General features: G+C 64.7%; 18 protein-coding genes and 1 tRNA gene. 9 read left to right on the top strand and 10 right to left on the bottom strand.

Annotated features, from left to right (window positions below):
* Window positions 1–562: 562 nt before the first annotated feature.
* Window positions 563–1039 carry an Hsp20 family protein gene (locus ABDW49_RS13675; RefSeq protein ID WP_343612580.1) on the bottom strand — a complete coding sequence of 159 codons (477 nt, stop codon included), beginning with the start codon at window positions 1037–1039 and terminating at the stop codon, window positions 563–565.
* A 183-nt stretch (window positions 1040–1222) separates the two neighbouring features.
* On the opposite strand from ABDW49_RS13675, the gene grxC reads away from it, so the two are divergent.
* From grxC to ABDW49_RS13655, 4 genes are all read left to right on the top strand, one after another.
* Window positions 1223–1486 carry a glutaredoxin 3 gene (gene grxC, locus ABDW49_RS13670; RefSeq protein WP_343612579.1) on the top strand — a complete coding sequence of 88 codons (264 nt, stop codon included), beginning with the start codon at window positions 1223–1225 and terminating at the stop codon, window positions 1484–1486.
* A 4-nt stretch (window positions 1487–1490) separates the two neighbouring features.
* A complete protein-coding gene (locus ABDW49_RS13665; protein WP_343612578.1) occupies window positions 1491–2333 on the top strand; it encodes a carbon-nitrogen hydrolase family protein in 843 nt (280 codons plus the stop codon).
* A complete protein-coding gene (locus tag ABDW49_RS13660; RefSeq protein ID WP_343612577.1) occupies window positions 2330–2815 on the top strand; it encodes a DUF1178 family protein in 486 nt (161 codons plus the stop codon). Before ABDW49_RS13665 ends, ABDW49_RS13660 begins: the two co-directional genes overlap by 4 nt.
* Window positions 2816–2919: 104 nt before the next feature.
* Window positions 2920–2996: transfer RNA gene (locus ABDW49_RS13655), tRNA-Arg, on the top strand.
* A gap of 285 nt (window positions 2997–3281) precedes the next feature.
* On the opposite strand, the gene ABDW49_RS13650 is transcribed toward ABDW49_RS13655, so the two are convergent.
* The 8 genes from ABDW49_RS13650 to ABDW49_RS13615 all read right to left on the bottom strand — a co-directional run bounded on the left by ABDW49_RS13650 (window position 3282) and on the right by ABDW49_RS13615 (window position 9724).
* Window positions 3282–3464 (bottom strand): hypothetical protein, encoded by a 183-nt coding sequence (locus tag ABDW49_RS13650; protein ID WP_343612576.1) that lies wholly within the window; start codon window positions 3462–3464, stop codon window positions 3282–3284.
* 102 nt (window positions 3465–3566) lie between these two features.
* A complete protein-coding gene (locus ABDW49_RS13645; RefSeq protein WP_343612575.1) occupies window positions 3567–4955 on the bottom strand; it encodes a PLP-dependent aminotransferase family protein in 1389 nt (462 codons plus the stop codon).
* A gap of 41 nt (window positions 4956–4996) precedes the next feature.
* The gene (locus tag ABDW49_RS13640; RefSeq protein WP_343612574.1) at window positions 4997–5308 is read right to left on the bottom strand and encodes a hypothetical protein; all 312 of its coding nucleotides are present in this window, start codon (window positions 5306–5308) and stop codon (window positions 4997–4999) included.
* A gap of 1 nt (window position 5309) precedes the next feature.
* A complete protein-coding gene (locus ABDW49_RS13635; protein ID WP_343612573.1) occupies window positions 5310–5741 on the bottom strand; it encodes a DUF983 domain-containing protein in 432 nt (143 codons plus the stop codon).
* Window positions 5742–5958: 217 nt separating this feature from the next.
* Entirely contained in the window at window positions 5959–7449 is a 1491-nt protein-coding gene (locus ABDW49_RS13630; RefSeq protein ID WP_343612572.1) for a serine hydrolase domain-containing protein, read from the bottom strand.
* Between the two features lie 49 nt (window positions 7450–7498).
* A complete protein-coding gene (locus ABDW49_RS13625; RefSeq protein WP_343612571.1) occupies window positions 7499–8098 on the bottom strand; it encodes a hypothetical protein in 600 nt (199 codons plus the stop codon).
* A gap of 20 nt (window positions 8099–8118) precedes the next feature.
* Window positions 8119–8385, bottom strand: a complete 267-nt coding sequence (locus ABDW49_RS13620) for a PadR family transcriptional regulator (RefSeq protein WP_343614288.1) — start codon at window positions 8383–8385, stop codon at window positions 8119–8121.
* A 124-nt stretch (window positions 8386–8509) separates the two neighbouring features.
* Complete coding sequence (locus tag ABDW49_RS13615) at window positions 8510–9724, bottom strand: sodium:proton antiporter (protein ID WP_343612570.1); 1215 nt, start codon at window positions 9722–9724, stop codon at window positions 8510–8512.
* A 444-nt stretch (window positions 9725–10168) separates the two neighbouring features.
* On the opposite strand from ABDW49_RS13615, the gene ABDW49_RS13610 reads away from it, so the two are divergent.
* The gene (locus ABDW49_RS13610; protein ID WP_343612569.1) at window positions 10169–11884 is read left to right on the top strand and encodes an EAL domain-containing protein; all 1716 of its coding nucleotides are present in this window, start codon (window positions 10169–10171) and stop codon (window positions 11882–11884) included.
* On the opposite strand, the gene ABDW49_RS13605 is transcribed toward ABDW49_RS13610, so the two are convergent.
* On the bottom strand, window positions 11881–12783 hold the full coding sequence (locus ABDW49_RS13605) for a LysR substrate-binding domain-containing protein (protein ID WP_343612568.1): 903 nt from the start codon (window positions 12781–12783) through the stop codon (window positions 11881–11883). The two genes, ABDW49_RS13610 and ABDW49_RS13605, sit on opposite strands and share 4 nt — an antisense overlap.
* A 113-nt stretch (window positions 12784–12896) precedes the next feature.
* On the opposite strand from ABDW49_RS13605, the gene ABDW49_RS13600 reads away from it, so the two are divergent.
* The 4 genes from ABDW49_RS13600 to ABDW49_RS13585 all read left to right on the top strand — a co-directional run bounded on the left by ABDW49_RS13600 (window position 12897) and on the right by ABDW49_RS13585 (window position 15258).
* On the top strand, window positions 12897–13061 hold the full coding sequence (locus tag ABDW49_RS13600; protein WP_343612567.1) for a hypothetical protein: 165 nt from the start codon (window positions 12897–12899) through the stop codon (window positions 13059–13061).
* 78 nt (window positions 13062–13139) lie between these two features.
* The gene (locus tag ABDW49_RS13595) at window positions 13140–14468 is read left to right on the top strand and encodes an Nramp family divalent metal transporter (protein WP_343612566.1); all 1329 of its coding nucleotides are present in this window, start codon (window positions 13140–13142) and stop codon (window positions 14466–14468) included.
* Window positions 14465–14938, top strand: coding sequence for an RES family NAD+ phosphorylase (locus tag ABDW49_RS13590; RefSeq protein ID WP_343612565.1), 474 nt, complete (start codon window positions 14465–14467; stop codon window positions 14936–14938). Before ABDW49_RS13595 ends, ABDW49_RS13590 begins: the two co-directional genes overlap by 4 nt.
* A complete protein-coding gene (locus tag ABDW49_RS13585) occupies window positions 14935–15258 on the top strand; it encodes a YnfA family protein (protein ID WP_343612564.1) in 324 nt (107 codons plus the stop codon). The genes ABDW49_RS13590 and ABDW49_RS13585 overlap by 4 nt, the downstream gene beginning before the upstream one ends.
* Window positions 15259–15277: the final 19 nt, after the last annotated feature.

The following is a 15277-nucleotide window of genomic DNA, read 5'->3' as shown; positions in this document are numbered from 1 at the left end:
TTTCGATCGCGCCCATCCGGTCTTTGCCGGCGACGGGCCGCGTTTCGGCGGCCTTGCCTGACGCTGAACGCAGCGATAATTTCGACAGCAAGTCACGGGTTTGAGCGGAATTTCCGCATCACTCCGGTGGCATGCCAAGGCGCAACAAGGCGCCATAAGGATGGGGGCCGGTCAACGGTCTCTGGTGGAGAGGATGCCTACAAGGTCTGCTGCTCTGGCAGGCCTGATGCGAGATCCCTTTAGGTGGATCGCGATTCCATGATATAGATGGTTAAACAGGATTTATGGCTCGTTCCGCGCGGGCGGTCTTTAGCGACCCGGATCGCTCTTGGTGGAACGTGGCGGCGCCAAAGCCGTGGGGGTGAGTCTTTCCCGGACTCACCCCCGAATTGTTTTGAGAGCTTTTTTGAAAATCCGGCGGAAGAGCCGGATTTTGCGGCGCCAGCCCTCTCGCGCCATCTGCTTTCTTGGCCCAGCCACCCAGAGGATACCACCGCAGGGTAGCCGGGCGGGGGAGAGGGCTGGCGCAGTTGGGCCCGGACTGAACCGGGCCCGGATCGGTTTACGCCGCGTCAGCCTCGCTGGCAGCGCCGCCGTCGATCACGCTGAGCGGCTGGGTGCCACCGATGGCGATCTTGCGGGGCTTCATCGCCTCAGGCACTTCGCGGACCAGATCGATCACCAGCAGGCCGTCTTCCAGCCCGGCGCTCTCGACGCGGACGAAATCGGCGAGTTCGAAGCGACGCTCAAAACCGCGCTGGGCGATGCCCAGGTGGAGGAACTGCCCGGCATTCTGGGCTTCCTCGGCCTTGCGGCCCTGGATCACCAGCAGGTTCTGCTGCGCGGTGATGTCGATCTCGGACGACTTGAAACCGGCGACGGCAAGGGTGATGCGATAGGCATCCTCATCGCGGCGTTCGATGTTGAAGGGAGGGTAATTGTCCCCGCTGCTGCCGCGCGCATTGTTTTCCAGCAGGTCGAACAGACGGTCGAAACCCACGGTGCTGCGGCGATAGGGAGTGAAATCCAGACGGTTCATACGGGTAAAATCCTCTTTGCTTTGAGCAATTTCACAAATGTGGGGCCCGATCGGCGCCCCGGTTTGCGTGTCATCCCCGGTGGGCCATGACACATGACAGAAGGTATGATAGCCGCTTGGCATTTCAAGCCCCCCACCTACATGGGGCATGACGATTTTTGCCGAGCATTAAGGATACATGCCATGACCACCCCCAAGGTTGAGATCTACACGCAGTGGGGCTGCGGCTATTGCGTGCGCGCCAAGGCGCTGCTGGACAGCAAGGGCGTTGCCTATACCGAATATGACACGTCCATGGACACGTCGAAGCGCCGCGAGATGGTCGAGCGCAAGCCCGATGCGCGCACCGTGCCCCAGATCTTCATCGACGATGCCGCGATTGGCGGGTCGGACGATCTCCACGCGCTGGACCGCGCGGGCAAGCTCGACGCGATGCTAGGGCTGTAACGCCATGGCGCGGGTGGCCCTGTTCCAGATGACCTCGGGCATCGACCCGCAGGCCAATGCCGATGCGATCGTTAACGCGGTAGCGCAGGCCAAGGCGGGCGGGGCGATGATGCTGTTCACCCCCGAAATGTGCGGCTTGATCGACAAGGACCGCACCCGCGCCCGCGCCAGCATCCGCAAGGAGGCCGATGACGTGGTGCTGGCCGCCGCGCGCAAGGCGGCTGCCGAGCATGGCATCTGGGTGGCGCTGGGCTCTCTGGCGATCGACCGCGAGGGGGAAGAGGGCGCCGATGGCCGCTATGCCAACCGCACCTTCGTCATCGACGACAAGGGCGCGATCGCCGCGCGCTACGACAAGATGCATATGTTCGACGTCGATCTGGCCACCGGCGAGCGCTGGCGCGAATCCGCCGCCTATGAGCCGGGCAAGGGCGCGGTGGTGGTGGAAACGCCGCTGGGCCGCCTTGGCCTTGCGATCTGCTACGATCTGCGTTTCCCGGCCTTGTTCGAGGCGCTTGGGCAGGCGAAATGCGATGTGATCGCCATTCCCGCCGCCTTCACCGTGCCGACGGGCGCGGCGCATTGGCATCTGCTGCAGCGCGCCCGCGCGGTGGAGGCCAGCGCATGGGTGGTGTCCTCTGCGCAGGTCGGCACGCATGAGGATGGCCGCGCCACCTATGGGCACAGCCTGGTGGTCGACCCCTGGGGAGGCGTGGCGCTGGATATGGGCGGGGAAGCCGCTGGCGTCGCCTTTGCCGAGATCGACCCTTCCCGCACCGCCGAGGTGCGCGCGCAATTGCCCAGCCTGAGCAACCGCCGCCCGGTGGGGGCCGCAGCCGTCTCATGATCGTTTACGACCTGTTGTGCGAGGAGGGCGGCCATAAATTCGAAGGCTGGTTCGGCTCCTCGCAGGATTTTGACAAGCAGCAGCAGCGCGGCCTGCTGGCCTGCCCGCAATGCGGCGGTCAGCGCGTGAGCAAGGCGCTGATGGCGCCCAATCTGGCGCGCAAGGGCAACCAGAAAGCGGTTGAAGTCGCGCCATCGCCTGCCGCTGTGCCGGCCAAGGCTCCGCCCGCGCCTGCCGCTCTGCCGCCTGAAGCCAAAGCGATGCTGCAGGCGGTTGCGGCGCTTCAGGCCGAGGCGCTCAAGAGCTCGCAATGGGTGGGCGACGCTTTTGCCGGAGACGCCCGCGCGATGCATTACGGCGACAAGGAGGCCGCGCCGATCCATGGCCGCGCCTCTGCCCGTGACGTGCAGGACCTGCTGGAGGAGGGGATCGACTTCGCTCCGCTGCTGGTGCCGGTCGCCCCGCCCGACGAGATCAACTGAAGCCCACGCGTAAAAACCGGATGCGCGAAATGCGACTGGGGCGTTGCCATGCGCCCCGGCGGCGATTAAGAGGCGCTCTGCATCCTGCTGTTTGGCGGGGTTAAGCACCCATAGCTCAGCAGGATAGAGCGTCGGATTCCTAATCCGAAGGCCACTGGTTCGAATCCAGTTGGGTGCACCATTTCACCGACGCGGCAGCGCTTTGTGGTGCGCCATTGTTCGCTGACCTGCCCCTTGCAAGGCGCAAGCCCGGCCATCAACCTCTCACCTTGGTCTGCAGCACAGGGCCATGGCTTGTCACGGTTTCCGACGCCGCGATGCAATCCCCGTTTCACGGCCAGCGCAGGTGACCGGGCACAAACTCCGCGCTTCCATCGTCAGACCATTCGCAGAGCTGCGAACGCCCCCGATCGTGGCCGTAACATAGCCGCGCCCAAGGGGGCTTTCGGATGGATTTTGGGAAAATTTATCGCTGGCTACCGGCCGCCTCATCTGAGGCATCGGCTGTATGTTCGGCGGAGGCTTGCGCTTGGCTGGCTTCGTTTTTCTTCTTCTTGTCCTGATCGTAATGCCACTTGATCGAGAAGAACATGCCCGTGAAGAGCACGAGAGCCTTGAATGTAATGAAGACGACCGGAACCCATTCCATCGCTGTTTCCTGACATGATCTATCGTGAGGTGCACGACCTCAAAACGTTGTTTCAGATTGAAATCTGCCGGATGCCGGGCATCTGGCAGGGGGCATTCGTGTCTAGACCAGGCTGACCTTGCGAGGCGCCTGAGGGCTGATCAGGGCGGATAAAAGGTTGAGACCACGCCGCAGTTGCTCTCGGGCGATGGTTCCTCCAATCGAAACCCGCATGGCAGCCGGGCCGGCCAGAGACCTGTCGGCAGCAAAGGCGTCCCCCGGAATGGCAGGCAGGCCGTGTTGGCGCAGCGCATCGCAGAGGTAGCGGCTGTCCAGATCGTCCGGAACGTCCACCCAGAGGTGATAACCGTAGTCCTGCGCGCGGAACGAGCCGGGGGTGAGGCAGTCCCTCGCGATCTCCTGCCGGAGACGGGCTTCCGACCGCACCTCATCGATCAACTTGTGAAAAACCCTGGTATGAACCCATTCGGTCACGACCGCGGCATTCAGGGGCGGCGCCATAATGGCGGTTTCATGCATATCGGCGGCGAGCCGCCAGGCTCCGGCGACATCGGGCGCGCGCAACCACGCGACGCGCAGGCCGGGGGTCAGGACCTTCGACACGCTGGCGATATACCAGCTGTTGTCCGGAACGCGGGAGGCGATCGGAGGAAGCGGATGCTCCGGCAGCCATCCATAAGCATCGTCTTCGATCAGCAAGAGATGGTGTGTGCCAACGACCTGGGCAATCGCTTCCCGGCGTGAGACGGGCATGGTGACCGTTGTCGGGTTGTCATTGGTGGGAACGAGGTACACGCCTCGCACGGTGCCACCGGCGCAGGCATGGCTGAGTGCATCGGGGTCCATGCCCTCGGCATCGGAGGGGATGGGGAGCAACGTCACGCCAAACCGGCGGGCCAGCGCGAGCAACCCCGGATAGACTTGCGCACAGACCGCAAGCGTGTCGCCCGGCTTGAACTCTGCGCTGAAGATGGCATGGAGCGCGTTCTGCCCACCGGCGGCCACCAGAATGGTATCCTCCGAACAGGGAATGCCCCGCGCGGCCAGCAGTTCTGCCCCTGCCTTGCGCGCCGAAGGCGCGCCTCCGCTGCGTTGATACTGGAAGGGCAGGGCCGCACTCTCCGGGCCGAGCAGGCAGCTCGCGCTCTCGCGAAATTCCCTCATGAGCGTACCGCCGAAGCCTTCCGGAGGGGCGTTCATGCCGGTATCGCCAGCCTCGCTGGTTGTCACCGATGACGGCACGGTTGGCCTGGCCCGCACGAAGCTGCCGCGACGCCCGCTGCCTTCGATGAGGCCAAGGCGCTGTGCTTCGCCATAGGCTCGCGTCACCGTGGTGAGATCCAGTCCCAGCGCTTCGGCCAAGGACCTCTGCGGCGGCAGGCGATCGCCGGCGGCAAGGATCCCGGCCTCGATGTCGTTCGACAGGGCCTGGGCAATGGCGAGATATTTGGGCCCGCTTGCCGCGCGAATGTCAGGGTTCCAGCCTTGCATCGTGACCTTCCAACCGGTTTGTATGGATTTTGACGGGATGATCAGTCCCGGTGATTGAAAGCGGGGCGGCCTGCAAGAACATTCCTTGCCATGTCGCCGCCATCATGAAGCGCGAGCACACCGCCGGGAGTCATGTCATCCCAGAAGCCGGGATCGGCATATTGGCGCAGGGCTGACTCATACCGGTCCAGTCGCGCCGCATCCTGTTCCAGCAAGGCGGTTGCGGCTGTGATCTCGGGAAAGTCGTCGGCATGGCCGGCGCGGATCATGCCGGACAGATCGGGGCGGTTGATCGCGTCATACATGTCCGCAACAAGGCGGGCGGCCGGATTCAGGCCCTTTGGCGCGCCCATGTCAGCCGTCCCGGCCTTCGGTCTCGGCGCGGGCATGCAAGTCAGCCCAGAGCTTCTCGGTGCCAGCCTCCTGCGCGTGATTGACGTACTGCGAGGCGACCAGCCACCCCTTGATATAGGGCAAGGGCAAAACGCATCCGAGCAGGACCAGCGGGAAGGATGTGACCAGATGCACCCAATAGGGCGGATCGAAGACCACCTGAAGCCAGACCACAAAAAACGAGAGCGGGAACGCGACGATGCAGAGCGAGAAGAAGGCCGGCCCGTCATCGGGTGCCGCGAAGTTGTAATTCAGCCCGCAAAGCGGACAGCGTGTCTGCAGCTTCAGCCATTTTCTGAACATGGGCGCTTTACCGCATTTCGGGCAAAGACCCTTCAGTCCGCAGCGGAAAATGTATTTTCCCTTGCTTTCAATGGTGTCGTGGTTCGGCATCGGCGCAATCCTCAACAGGATCCTTGATTCTGTCCGCCCTATAGGTCTGCGATTGAATGCATGCAATATGCCATGCAATCGCGGGGTTTAATTATTATGTATGGATATTGACCCATGCATAATCGGAGGCCCCGCCCAGATGGGCTCGTGGCTCAGCCAATAAGCGCCGATTTCGTATGAATGAACCTCAGGGTGGATCCACTATGAGGCCGCTGCCTTATGGTGCCGCCTTCGAGCGCACCAGCTTCATCGGCGGACCGCCTTCGGTGATGGTGCAGCTCGAAAAATCCGGCGCGAAGCTGCAGGTCAGCCCCATCGATTCGGATCGGAAGCGTGTGGGCGACAGGGCGATCAGCCGCTCAAAGGCGGGTGCGCCGACGAGCTTGCCAAACAGGCCCTCCGGTCGTGCTTCGAAATCGACGTTTAGTCCGCCGCCCTCGAAATGCCCGGCGGCTCTGGCAAGCTCGGCCAGTGTCAGCGTCTTTTCCTCGGTGGCCGGGGCCGCGATCTCCGGCCAGCCATAGTCGGTTGCGACCGCGCGCACCACATCGGCTGTCAGTCGTCGGCCGTCTCCGCCATTGGTCAGGACGACGATGCCATCGCCCCTGCCGGCATAGGCGATCATGAAGGACTCAAAGCCCGGATTCACGCCATCGTGGCCAAAGCGCGGGGCATCGTCCGGATAAAGGGCAAGGCCAAGCCCCCAATTGCCCTTGACCGGCGTCATCATCTCCCGCGTCATGGCGGGCGACAGGCGGTGTCCCCTCTGGCCCGCGGCGGAAGCCTGCAGGTCGATCAGCACACGCGCGAGGTCCCCCGCGCTGGCCCACAAGCCCGCCGCCGCAAGCTGGGGCAAGACGGCATCATCGTCTGCGATCGGTTTGCCCCAAGCCGAACCCGATGCCATGTCGGCCCGGATCCGGGGCGATGGCGGCATGGCAAAGGCGCTGCGCGTCATGCCCAGCGGGCCCAGCACCTCGCGTTGCGCGAGGTCGGCGAAGGGCAGGCCGCTCACGTCAGTCAGCGCGAGTTGCGTCACCATGTAACCACCGCCGGAATATTCGAATTGTCCGCCTGCGGGCAGGATGCTGCGAACGGGCGGATTGCCGGCAGGCGGTGTGCCATCGAGGATCTGGATGATCGTGGGGAGGGCCTCGCCGGGCCGATACCCGTGATCGAAGCCATGAACGCCAAGCCCGGCTGTGTGGCTCAGCAATTGGCGAAGGGTGATGCCGCCCGGTGCCAGCGTTTCATCTCTGGGCATCTGCCAGGACCGAAGCGCCGCGTTGATGTTCCGATCCAGTCCGATCCTGCCTTGCTCGACCAGGCGCAGCGCGATCATCGCGGTGATCACCTTGCTGATGGAGGCGGCCTGAAAGGCGGTGTCCGGGGTGACCGGCGCACAGCCCGCAAGATCGCGAAGGCCCCAGCCGCGCGCCCAGGCAATCTTGCCCTCATGGATCACCGCGACGCTGATGCCCGGCACGTCGTATCGGCGCATCTCCTCGGCGAGGGTGAGGGGCGGGGCGCCCGGCTTGATGACCGCCGGTCGCAGGCTGGTCTCGACATAGGCGGTATGTGCATTGCTTGGGCCGCCAGCCGCGAGGGAAGGCGCGGCACAGGTTTTCGGCGTGGATTGCGCGCTTGCGGGAGGGGCGGCGATTGTGCCCAGCAACAGGGCGCAGAAGGTCATGCGTGCTCGGGGCATCGTCTGGATCTCCGGCAATCTGGGGGGAAGGGGCAACGCAGCCCCGTGGTTACGAAGGCGGCAGGTTCAGCTCTGCGTGCCAGCGACCAAGACCGGCGATCAGCGCCAGTTCGATCCCCAGCACCGCCGCCAGCGTGACGGCCTGGCCGACATCGAGAAACATGCAGCCCATGAAGAGGATCAAGGTCGTGATCGCGGCAAGATTCGCGACGCCCGTCGAGGTCGCGCGCTTCCAGTCGCGCTCGAGCATCAGCCAGGCGAGGCGCAACTGCGCGCCCCCGCAGAGCAACAGCAGCAAGGTCAGCGACGGGGCCACCACCCGAAAGGCGCCGCCAATGATGAGCCTTTGCGCGAAGGTCATGCCCGCGCCAGGGTCTCCCGGGCCGCCGAACAGATGGGGCAGGCCAAACATTGCAGCGCTGATTTCAACGGCGGCGATCGGCACCATCACGGCGAGCGCCAGCGTGTAATTCGTCAGGACGAAGCGCCCTTCCTCCTGCATCGGCATCTGGCGCAAGGCGCCGATCAGGCATCCGGCCGCGAAACTCAGCGCGCGTCCGTCCTCGACGGCGATATCGAATTCTGCCTGCATCGCCTGCGCCCATGCGCGTCGGCCTTCTCCCAGGCATTGGCAGGCCAGCGTCATCAAGGCGCGGGAGAAGGCGGGCATCATATCCCGGCGGCCCTCGGCGACAGCGCGCCGGCGTCGAGCGCGAGGTCGCGCATCAGCGCATACCCCTCGGCGGTCAGGCGATAGGCGTGACGTGCGGGACGGCCGGGCTGGGCAGGTTCGCGCCACTCCGCCTCGACCAGCCCCTGATCGGTCATCCGCATCAGCAGCGGATAGAGCGTGCCGGAGAGCAGGCCGGTGTCCTTCATCAGATCATAGCCATGGTGCCACTGCCGGTCGGACAGCGCCTGAAGAAGGGCGATCATCTGCTTCGAAGGGCGGCGTTTGCGGATCATGGTCTATTTTCAACATATGTAGATTTAAGAGTCAAGCGCTGTCGGCCTGCCCTGTTTCCGGGGCAGTGGGGGCTTTCGGTGCCCTCGATATCTTCTATGCTTTTGCGGTGGTCTTGCGCAGCAGGATCGGCACGGTCAGGCCTTGCACGAAGATCGAGAAGGCCACCACGGCAAAGGCCACGCTGACCAGCGCATCATGCTCGGGCAGGCTGGCCGGGGCTCCCAGCGCCAGCGCCAGCGCGAGGGCGCCGCGCAGGCCGCCCCAGAACAGAATGTGCCGGGTCAGTCCGTCGACCGCCATGCGCGTGCCCGCAAAGAGCTGCGTGATGGGATAGATCGCCACCGCGCGCCCCGCCAGCACCGCCAGCGTGCCGATCACCGCAGGCAGCCAGAAGGCCGCGACAGGCTGCACCGCGCCCCGGCTGCCGATCAGCAGGAAGACCACCGAATTGGCCAGAAAGGCCGCGAAATCCCAGAAGCGGATGACGGCTTTGCCGCCTTCGTCGGTCAGCTTGCGACCCTTGCTGTCGGCACTGATGCCCCAATTGCCCACCAGCATGCCCGCCGCCAGCGTCGCCAGCACGCCCGAGACATGCAGTTCCTCGGCCAGCAGGAAGGAGCCATAGGCCGCCAGCATGGTCAGGGTGATCTCGACCAGATGGTCCTCCGACCGCCCGGCGATCAGCATCAGCCCCGCCGCCACCGCCAGCCCCAGCAGCACGCCGCCGCCCACCGTGGTCAGCAGCGCCATGGCAATTCCCGAAGGGGTGACAGGGCCCGCGGCACCGGTGGCGTTGCCCACAATCCATGCCGCGATCAGCGCGAAAATCACCGCCGCCGCGCCGTCATTGACCAGGCTTTCGGCCTCCATCAGGAAGCGCAGGCGCTTGTCGGCGTTTTGCTCCTTCATCATGGCGATGACCGAGACGGGATCGGTCGCGGCAATCAGGCTGCCGAACAGCAGCGACGCGGGCCAGCCCCAATGCGCCAGCCCATGCATCGCCACCGCCACCACCAGCGCGGACAGCAGCGTGCCGCCAAACGCGAGGCTGAGCACCAGGGCGCCCTCGCGCCGGAATTGCGCCCAGCCCAGATGCAGCGCTGCCTCGAAGACCAGCGGGGGCAGCAGCACGCTGAACACCAGTTCGGGCGTCAGTTCGATGCCGCTGTGATAGCCCGAGAGGCTGAGGCCCACGCCCGCGATCACCAGTCCGATGGCATAGGGCTGGCCAAAACGGCGGCAGACGATCGCCACAAGGCAGGCGATCAGCAGCAGCAGGCCCAGCGTGACCGTATCGTTGTTGTGCATGAGGCAAGGGCTCCGGGTTGAGGCGACAGGGGGTGAGCCGGATCGTGTGCCGCAAGGCATCCGTCGCTGGCGGCCCGACCAGCGCTCAAAACCTGCTCGTTTCTGCGCGATAACGAGCACCCGGCAGAGGCTATCGCATCCTCCGCAAAGCCGCACAACCATTTACGACAGACCGAAAGTTACGGGCCCCGACGGAGAAGGTCTGACGCGAGACATTTTGGATGTTACAGTTTTGGGACAATATCATCCTTCCCCTTTGATGGGCGTTGGACTAGGATCGTCCAGCAGGAATATACCCTTGTCTTGCGGGGAATCTGCTAAACCTTGCTGCTTTATGACAATGTTACAGGGGCGACCCCGTAAATTCCACCAGCTTTGGCTGCAGGCTTTGTTTTAAGGCTCGATCTTTATAGCCACCAGCGTCAGGTCGCTGGGAAACATTTGATGATGCTGCGTTCTCTCGTGAAGCCATTGCCGGCATTGCGCAGTTTCGATGTGGGCGAGACCGCCTACAATCTGTTCGAGGAAATCGTGGAATCTCCGCTGCTTGTCGTGGTGGACGATCATGGTAAACCGATTGGAACGGTTGAGCGCAACAGCTTCCTGATGCAGTTTTCCGCCGAGTTCGGCCGCGCCATCTTCGCGCGCCGCCCGATCACCCGCATCATGGAGCCGGTCTCGCTGCTGGTCGAGGCGCGCGAAAAAGCCGCCGATTTCGCCGAGCGGGCCTTGCATGAAAATTTTTCCGACCTCGTGCGCGGCTTCGTCGTGGTCGAGGAGGGCCGTTATCTCGGGGTGGCGGGCGTGGTCGATCTGCTCCGCGCGACGCTCAAGGAGCGGGCCCGCACGGCCGAACGTCTGGAAAAGCTGGCGCATTTCGATGCGCTGACCGGCCTGCCCAACCGGGTGCAACTGCTCAGCCATCTCTTCACCCGCCTGCAGCAGATCGATCTGGCCGAAGGTGATGAGCAGGTGGCGCTGCTGGCAATCGACCTCGACCGCTTCAAGATCGTGAACGACACCTTCGGCCATGCGGCGGGCGATATGGTGCTCAAGGAGATGGCGGCCCGCCTGCGCAACGCCTTGCGCGCGGATGATATGCCCGCGCGTCTGGGCGGCGATGAATTTGCCGTGGTGGTCAGCGGTCGCTCGGTCGAAAAGCTGTCGGAAAAGATCGCCGACCGCCTGATCGCCGCCATGCGCGATCCCTTCCTGTTCGGCGACAAGGTGGTGCATCTGGGCGGCAGCATCGGCATCGCCATCTATCCGCAGGATTGCGCCAATGCCGAGGAATTTCTCAATTACGCCGATGTCGCGCTCTACAACGCCAAGTCGGACGGCAAGGGCACCTGGCGCAAGTTCTCGCCGGGCATGCGTGATGGTCTGGTCCAGCGCAATGCCATCGAGAACGACCTGCGCGGCGCCCTGAAGCGCGGTGAGATCGAGGCGCATCTTCAGCCGCAGCTCGATCTGGCGACAGGGGATATTTCGGGCTTCGAATGCCTGATGCGCTGGCGTCATCCCGAACGCGGGATGATCTCTCCGGCGGTGTTCATCCCGCTGGCCGAGGACATCGGCCTGATCCACGAGCTGGGCGAATGGATGATCGACGAGGCCTGCGCGATCGGTGCCGCTCTGCCCGCGCCGTTGACGGTGGCGGTCAACATTTCGGTGGTGCAGTTCCGCGTCGAGGGGCTGGTGCAGATCGTCGAGCAGGCGCTGGCGCGTTACGGGCTCGACCCGTCGCGGCTGGAGCTGGAAATCACCGAAAGCGTGCTGATCGACGATGAGGAGCGCGTCATGCGCTATATCCAGTCGCTGAAAGATCTGGGGGTGCGGATCGCGCTGGATGATTTCGGCACCGGCTTTGCCTCCTTCTCCTATCTGCACAGCTTCCACTTCGACAAGATCAAGATCGACCGCAGCTTCGTGAGCGGCCTGCCCGACAATCAGGCCTCACGCGCGATCGTCTCGGCGGTGGTGGTGCTGTGCCAGCAGCTCAATGCCATCGTGGTGGCCGAGGGGGTGGAGACGCAAACCCAGCTTGAGGCACTGCGCCACTATGGCTGCCATGGCGCGCAGGGTTTTCTGATCGGCCATGCCGATGCCGATCCCTTCCGCTACCTTGAGGAGCGCAAATTCATCCATCTGGCCGCCTAGAGCGGTTCTTTCACGCTCTTCACGCCGATTTCGGCCAGCAGCCATTCGCAGAAGCGCCGCACCTTGCGGTTGCGACGGCGATGCTCGGGATAGACGATCCAATAGGCCATGCCGAGGCTGGACACCTGGGGGAAGAGCTGCACCAGCCGCCTGTCCGACATGTCCTGATGCCAGAAAAACGGCGTGAGCATGGCAACGCCCTGACCAGCCATCGCCGCATGGCTCTCATTCGCCTGCGAATCCATCAGCAGCCCCTGCGGCGAGGCGTCACCGGCCTGAGCCAGCCCCGCCTCCTGCAGCCAGCAGGCCCATGATTGCGCATGCGGGCTGATCCGCGGCAGGCGCAGCAGATCCTCCGGGCGGATGTGCCCACCGCGCGCCGCCAGAAAGCCGGGGCTGCACATGGGGGTGAAATCATACTCCATCAGGCGGTGCGTCGCCAGATCCGGCCATGGGCCATAGCCCAGACGCACCGCCATATCGGCGCCATCGCCCGAGAAATTGGCCAGCCCGTCCTGCACCAGCAGGCGCACCGCAATGTCGGGATATTGCATCTGGAAGCCGCCGATCCGCCAGGCCAGCCAGGCATTGGCGAAAGTGTGAGTGGTCGAGATCGTCAGCGTGCTTTCATCATCGCTGCGCATGTCGGCAAAGGCCGCCTCGATGGTGTCGAGCCCCTTACCGATGCCCGCCGCCGCCCGGCGCGCGGCATCGGTCAGGATGACGCGCTGGCGTTCACGCCGGAACAGTTGCTGGCCCAGATGGTCCTCGATCAGGCGGATCTGGTGGCTGACCGCCGCCTGGGTCATGCCCAGCTCGCGCGCGGCGGCGGTGAAATTCTCATGCCGCGCTGCCGCTTCGAAGACTCGGACCGCTGCGAGGGGAGGGATCTTGCGCATGGTACCATCATAATCACAGCTAATGAAGTCTGTCGATCAATTGGTTGGCCAGAGGTGGCGTTGTGGGCGTATCAACACGCACAGCAAAGCCTTACCTGCAAGGATAACGCGCCATGCCACACGCTTCCGCCCCCTGCACCGATGAGACGAGCACCCCGCTGTTTCCCACATTGCACGCCCTGTGGTCGAGCATCCGCGCGGTTTCCGCCGTTCATGTCCGCATTGCTTTCGACAGCCCCTGGGCTGACCGACACAAGCATGGACGCAAGCGCGGCTGACCATAGGTCAGGCTTATAAAGCACACGCACGCTCCATTTCGCGCTTTGCATGGCGCACTGCGGCATTAAGGTGGCGCCATGCCCCTCCATTTGCCCCAGACCGCCACGGCTCCCTTCTGCCCCTCCGAAGTCCAGGGCAGCGTTCCCGTCCCCTCGGGCGTGGCGTGGTGGCGCAAGCTGGCGCTTTCGGCGGGACCGGGGCTGCTGGTGGCGGTCGGCTATATGGACCCCGGCAATTGGGCGACCGATATCGAGGCCGGGTCGCGCTATGGCTATGATCTGCTGTTCGTCGTCCTTCTCTGCGGGCTGGCGGCGATCTTTCTGCAATGGCTGGCGGCGCGGCTGGGCATCGTCGGGCGGCGCGATCTGGCGCAGATGGCGCGTGACGAATACAGCCCCGCCGTCTGCCGCCTGCTGTGGGTGCTGGCCGAGCTGGCGATCATCGCCACCGATGTCGCCGAGGTGCTCGGCGCCGCGCTGGCCTTCAACCTGCTGCTGGGCGTGCCGCTGTGGCTGGGCGTGCTGCTGACCGGGCTGGACACGGTGATCGTGCTGAGCCTGAAAGGGCATGGCTTCCGCCAGCTTGAGGCGATCGTGCTGGGGCTGATCCTCACCATCGGCCTGTGTTTTGCCGCGCAACTGGTGATTGCTCCGCCCAGCGCGGCGGGTGTGCTGCATGGCGTGGTGCCGCATCTGTCGGTGCTCAGCCAGCCGCATGCGCTTTATCTGGCGGTCGGCATTCTGGGGGCGACGGTGATGCCGCATAACCTCTATCTGCACAGCAGCGTGGTGCAGACCCGGCTTTCCGCGCGTGACGAGGCCTCCACACGGCAGGCTTTGCGCTTTGCCACGGCCGATACGGTGGTGGCGCTGGTGCTGGCCACCTTCGTCAATGCCGCGATCCTGTGCCTCGCGGCCTCGGCCTTCCATGCCCATGGCTATGCGCAGGTCGCCGAGATCGAGGATGCCTATCGCCTGCTCGCCCCGATCACCGGCGCTGGTGCCGCCGCCCTGCTGTTCGGCATCGCCCTGTTCGCCTCGGGCCAGAGCGCAACCTTCACCGGCACGGTGGCGGGGCAGGTGATCCTTGAAGGCTTTCTCGATCTGAAGATCCCCTGCTGGCAGCGGCGGATCATCACCCGCGCGCTGGCGCTGGTCCCGGCGCTGGCCGGGGTGCTGTGGCTGGGCGAGCATGCGGTGGGGCGCCTGCTGGTGTTCACGCAGGTGGTGCTGTCGCTGCAACTGCCCTTCGCGATCTGGCCGCTGATCCGCTTTACCGGCAACCGCCGCATCATGGGGGTCTTTGCCAGCGGTGTTGTAGTTCAGGCGCTGGCCTTTGTGCTGTTCGCGCTGATCGCGGTGGCCAATCTGTGGCTGGTGTGGAACTGGCTGGGGGCAGGGGCGTGAAGCTCTGGCGCCTGGTCCGGCCCGGCCATGAGGCGCTCGATGGCGAGGGGGCAAGGCGGCACGGTGGGCGTTATGCCTCGGCGGGCCGCCCGCTCGTGCCCTTTGCCAGCGAGGCCGCGCTCGCGGTGCTGATCGCCATGCGCTATGTCGAGCCGGATGGCGATACGTGGCAGGCCGAATACCGCCTCGGTTGGACGCAGAGCGATGCCCTGCCGGAACGCCTGCCCGAGGGGCTGGACGATGCCGGCAAGACCGCATGGGTCGATGCCTGGGCGCAAGGCCAGCGCAGCCTGCTCGCCGCTCTGCCGTCAGCGGTGCTGCCCGAGGGGGATGTGGTGCTGATGAACCCGCTGCACCGCGATGCGGCCTCTCTGCCGCCGCTGACCACGCGGACCTTCCGTTTCGATCAATGTCTGCACCGGCCGCCGATGCTCGATCGCTACCGCAAGGCCGAACAGGAGCCACGATGAATTTTGCGATCTACACCGCCGCCGCTCTGGCCGAAATCGGCGGCTGCTATTCCTTCTGGGCCTGGCTGAGAATGGGCCGCTCGCCGCTGTGGCTGGTGCCGGGGTGTCTTTCGCTGGTGCTGTTCGCCTGGCTGCTCACGCTGGTGGACAGCGCGGCAGCCGGGCGGGCCTATGCGGCCTATGGCGGCATTTACATCACCGCCGCGCTGATCTGGCTGTGGCGCGTCGATGGTGTGGCGCCGGACCGCTGGGATCTGCTGGGTGTGGCGCTGGCCTTGGCCGGTACGGCGACCATTCTGCTGGGGCCGCACCGGGGCTAGGCGCCACACCCATCATGGG

It is taken from the genome of Novosphingobium sp., from assembly GCF_039595395.1.
Taxonomy (GTDB): domain Bacteria; phylum Pseudomonadota; class Alphaproteobacteria; order Sphingomonadales; family Sphingomonadaceae; genus Novosphingobium.
The sequence above is the reverse complement of the archived record's forward strand: the minus strand, read 5'-3'. Positions and strand labels throughout refer to the sequence as shown.

Bases quoted from the DNA above. Each gene is read 5' to 3' on its own strand.
- ABDW49_RS13675 (WP_343612580.1), bottom strand. From the start codon at position 1,039: ATGAACCGTCTGGATTTCACTCCCTATCGCCGCAGCACCGTGGGTTTC.
- grxC (WP_343612579.1), top strand. From the start codon at position 1,223: ATGACCACCCCCAAGGTTGAGATCTACACGCAGTGGGGCTGCGGCTAT.
- ABDW49_RS13665 (WP_343612578.1), top strand. From the start codon at position 1,491: ATGGCGCGGGTGGCCCTGTTCCAGATGACCTCGGGCATCGACCCGCAG.
- ABDW49_RS13660 (WP_343612577.1), top strand. From the start codon at position 2,330: ATGATCGTTTACGACCTGTTGTGCGAGGAGGGCGGCCATAAATTCGAA.
- ABDW49_RS13650 (WP_343612576.1), bottom strand. From the start codon at position 3,464: ATGGAATGGGTTCCGGTCGTCTTCATTACATTCAAGGCTCTCGTGCTC.
- ABDW49_RS13645 (WP_343612575.1), bottom strand. From the start codon at position 4,955: ATGCAAGGCTGGAACCCTGACATTCGCGCGGCAAGCGGGCCCAAATAT.
- ABDW49_RS13640 (WP_343612574.1), bottom strand. From the start codon at position 5,308: ATGGGCGCGCCAAAGGGCCTGAATCCGGCCGCCCGCCTTGTTGCGGAC.
- ABDW49_RS13635 (WP_343612573.1), bottom strand. From the start codon at position 5,741: ATGCCGAACCACGACACCATTGAAAGCAAGGGAAAATACATTTTCCGC.
- ABDW49_RS13630 (WP_343612572.1), bottom strand. From the start codon at position 7,449: ATGCCCCGAGCACGCATGACCTTCTGCGCCCTGTTGCTGGGCACAATC.
- ABDW49_RS13620 (WP_343614288.1), bottom strand. From the start codon at position 8,385: ATGATCGCCCTTCTTCAGGCGCTGTCCGACCGGCAGTGGCACCATGGC.
- ABDW49_RS13615 (WP_343612570.1), bottom strand. From the start codon at position 9,724: ATGCACAACAACGATACGGTCACGCTGGGCCTGCTGCTGCTGATCGCC.
- ABDW49_RS13610 (WP_343612569.1), top strand. From the start codon at position 10,169: ATGATGCTGCGTTCTCTCGTGAAGCCATTGCCGGCATTGCGCAGTTTC.
- ABDW49_RS13605 (WP_343612568.1), bottom strand. From the start codon at position 12,783: ATGCGCAAGATCCCTCCCCTCGCAGCGGTCCGAGTCTTCGAAGCGGCA.
- ABDW49_RS13600 (WP_343612567.1), top strand. From the start codon at position 12,897: ATGCCACACGCTTCCGCCCCCTGCACCGATGAGACGAGCACCCCGCTG.
- ABDW49_RS13595 (WP_343612566.1), top strand. From the start codon at position 13,140: ATGCCCCTCCATTTGCCCCAGACCGCCACGGCTCCCTTCTGCCCCTCC.
- ABDW49_RS13585 (WP_343612564.1), top strand. From the start codon at position 14,935: ATGAATTTTGCGATCTACACCGCCGCCGCTCTGGCCGAAATCGGCGGC.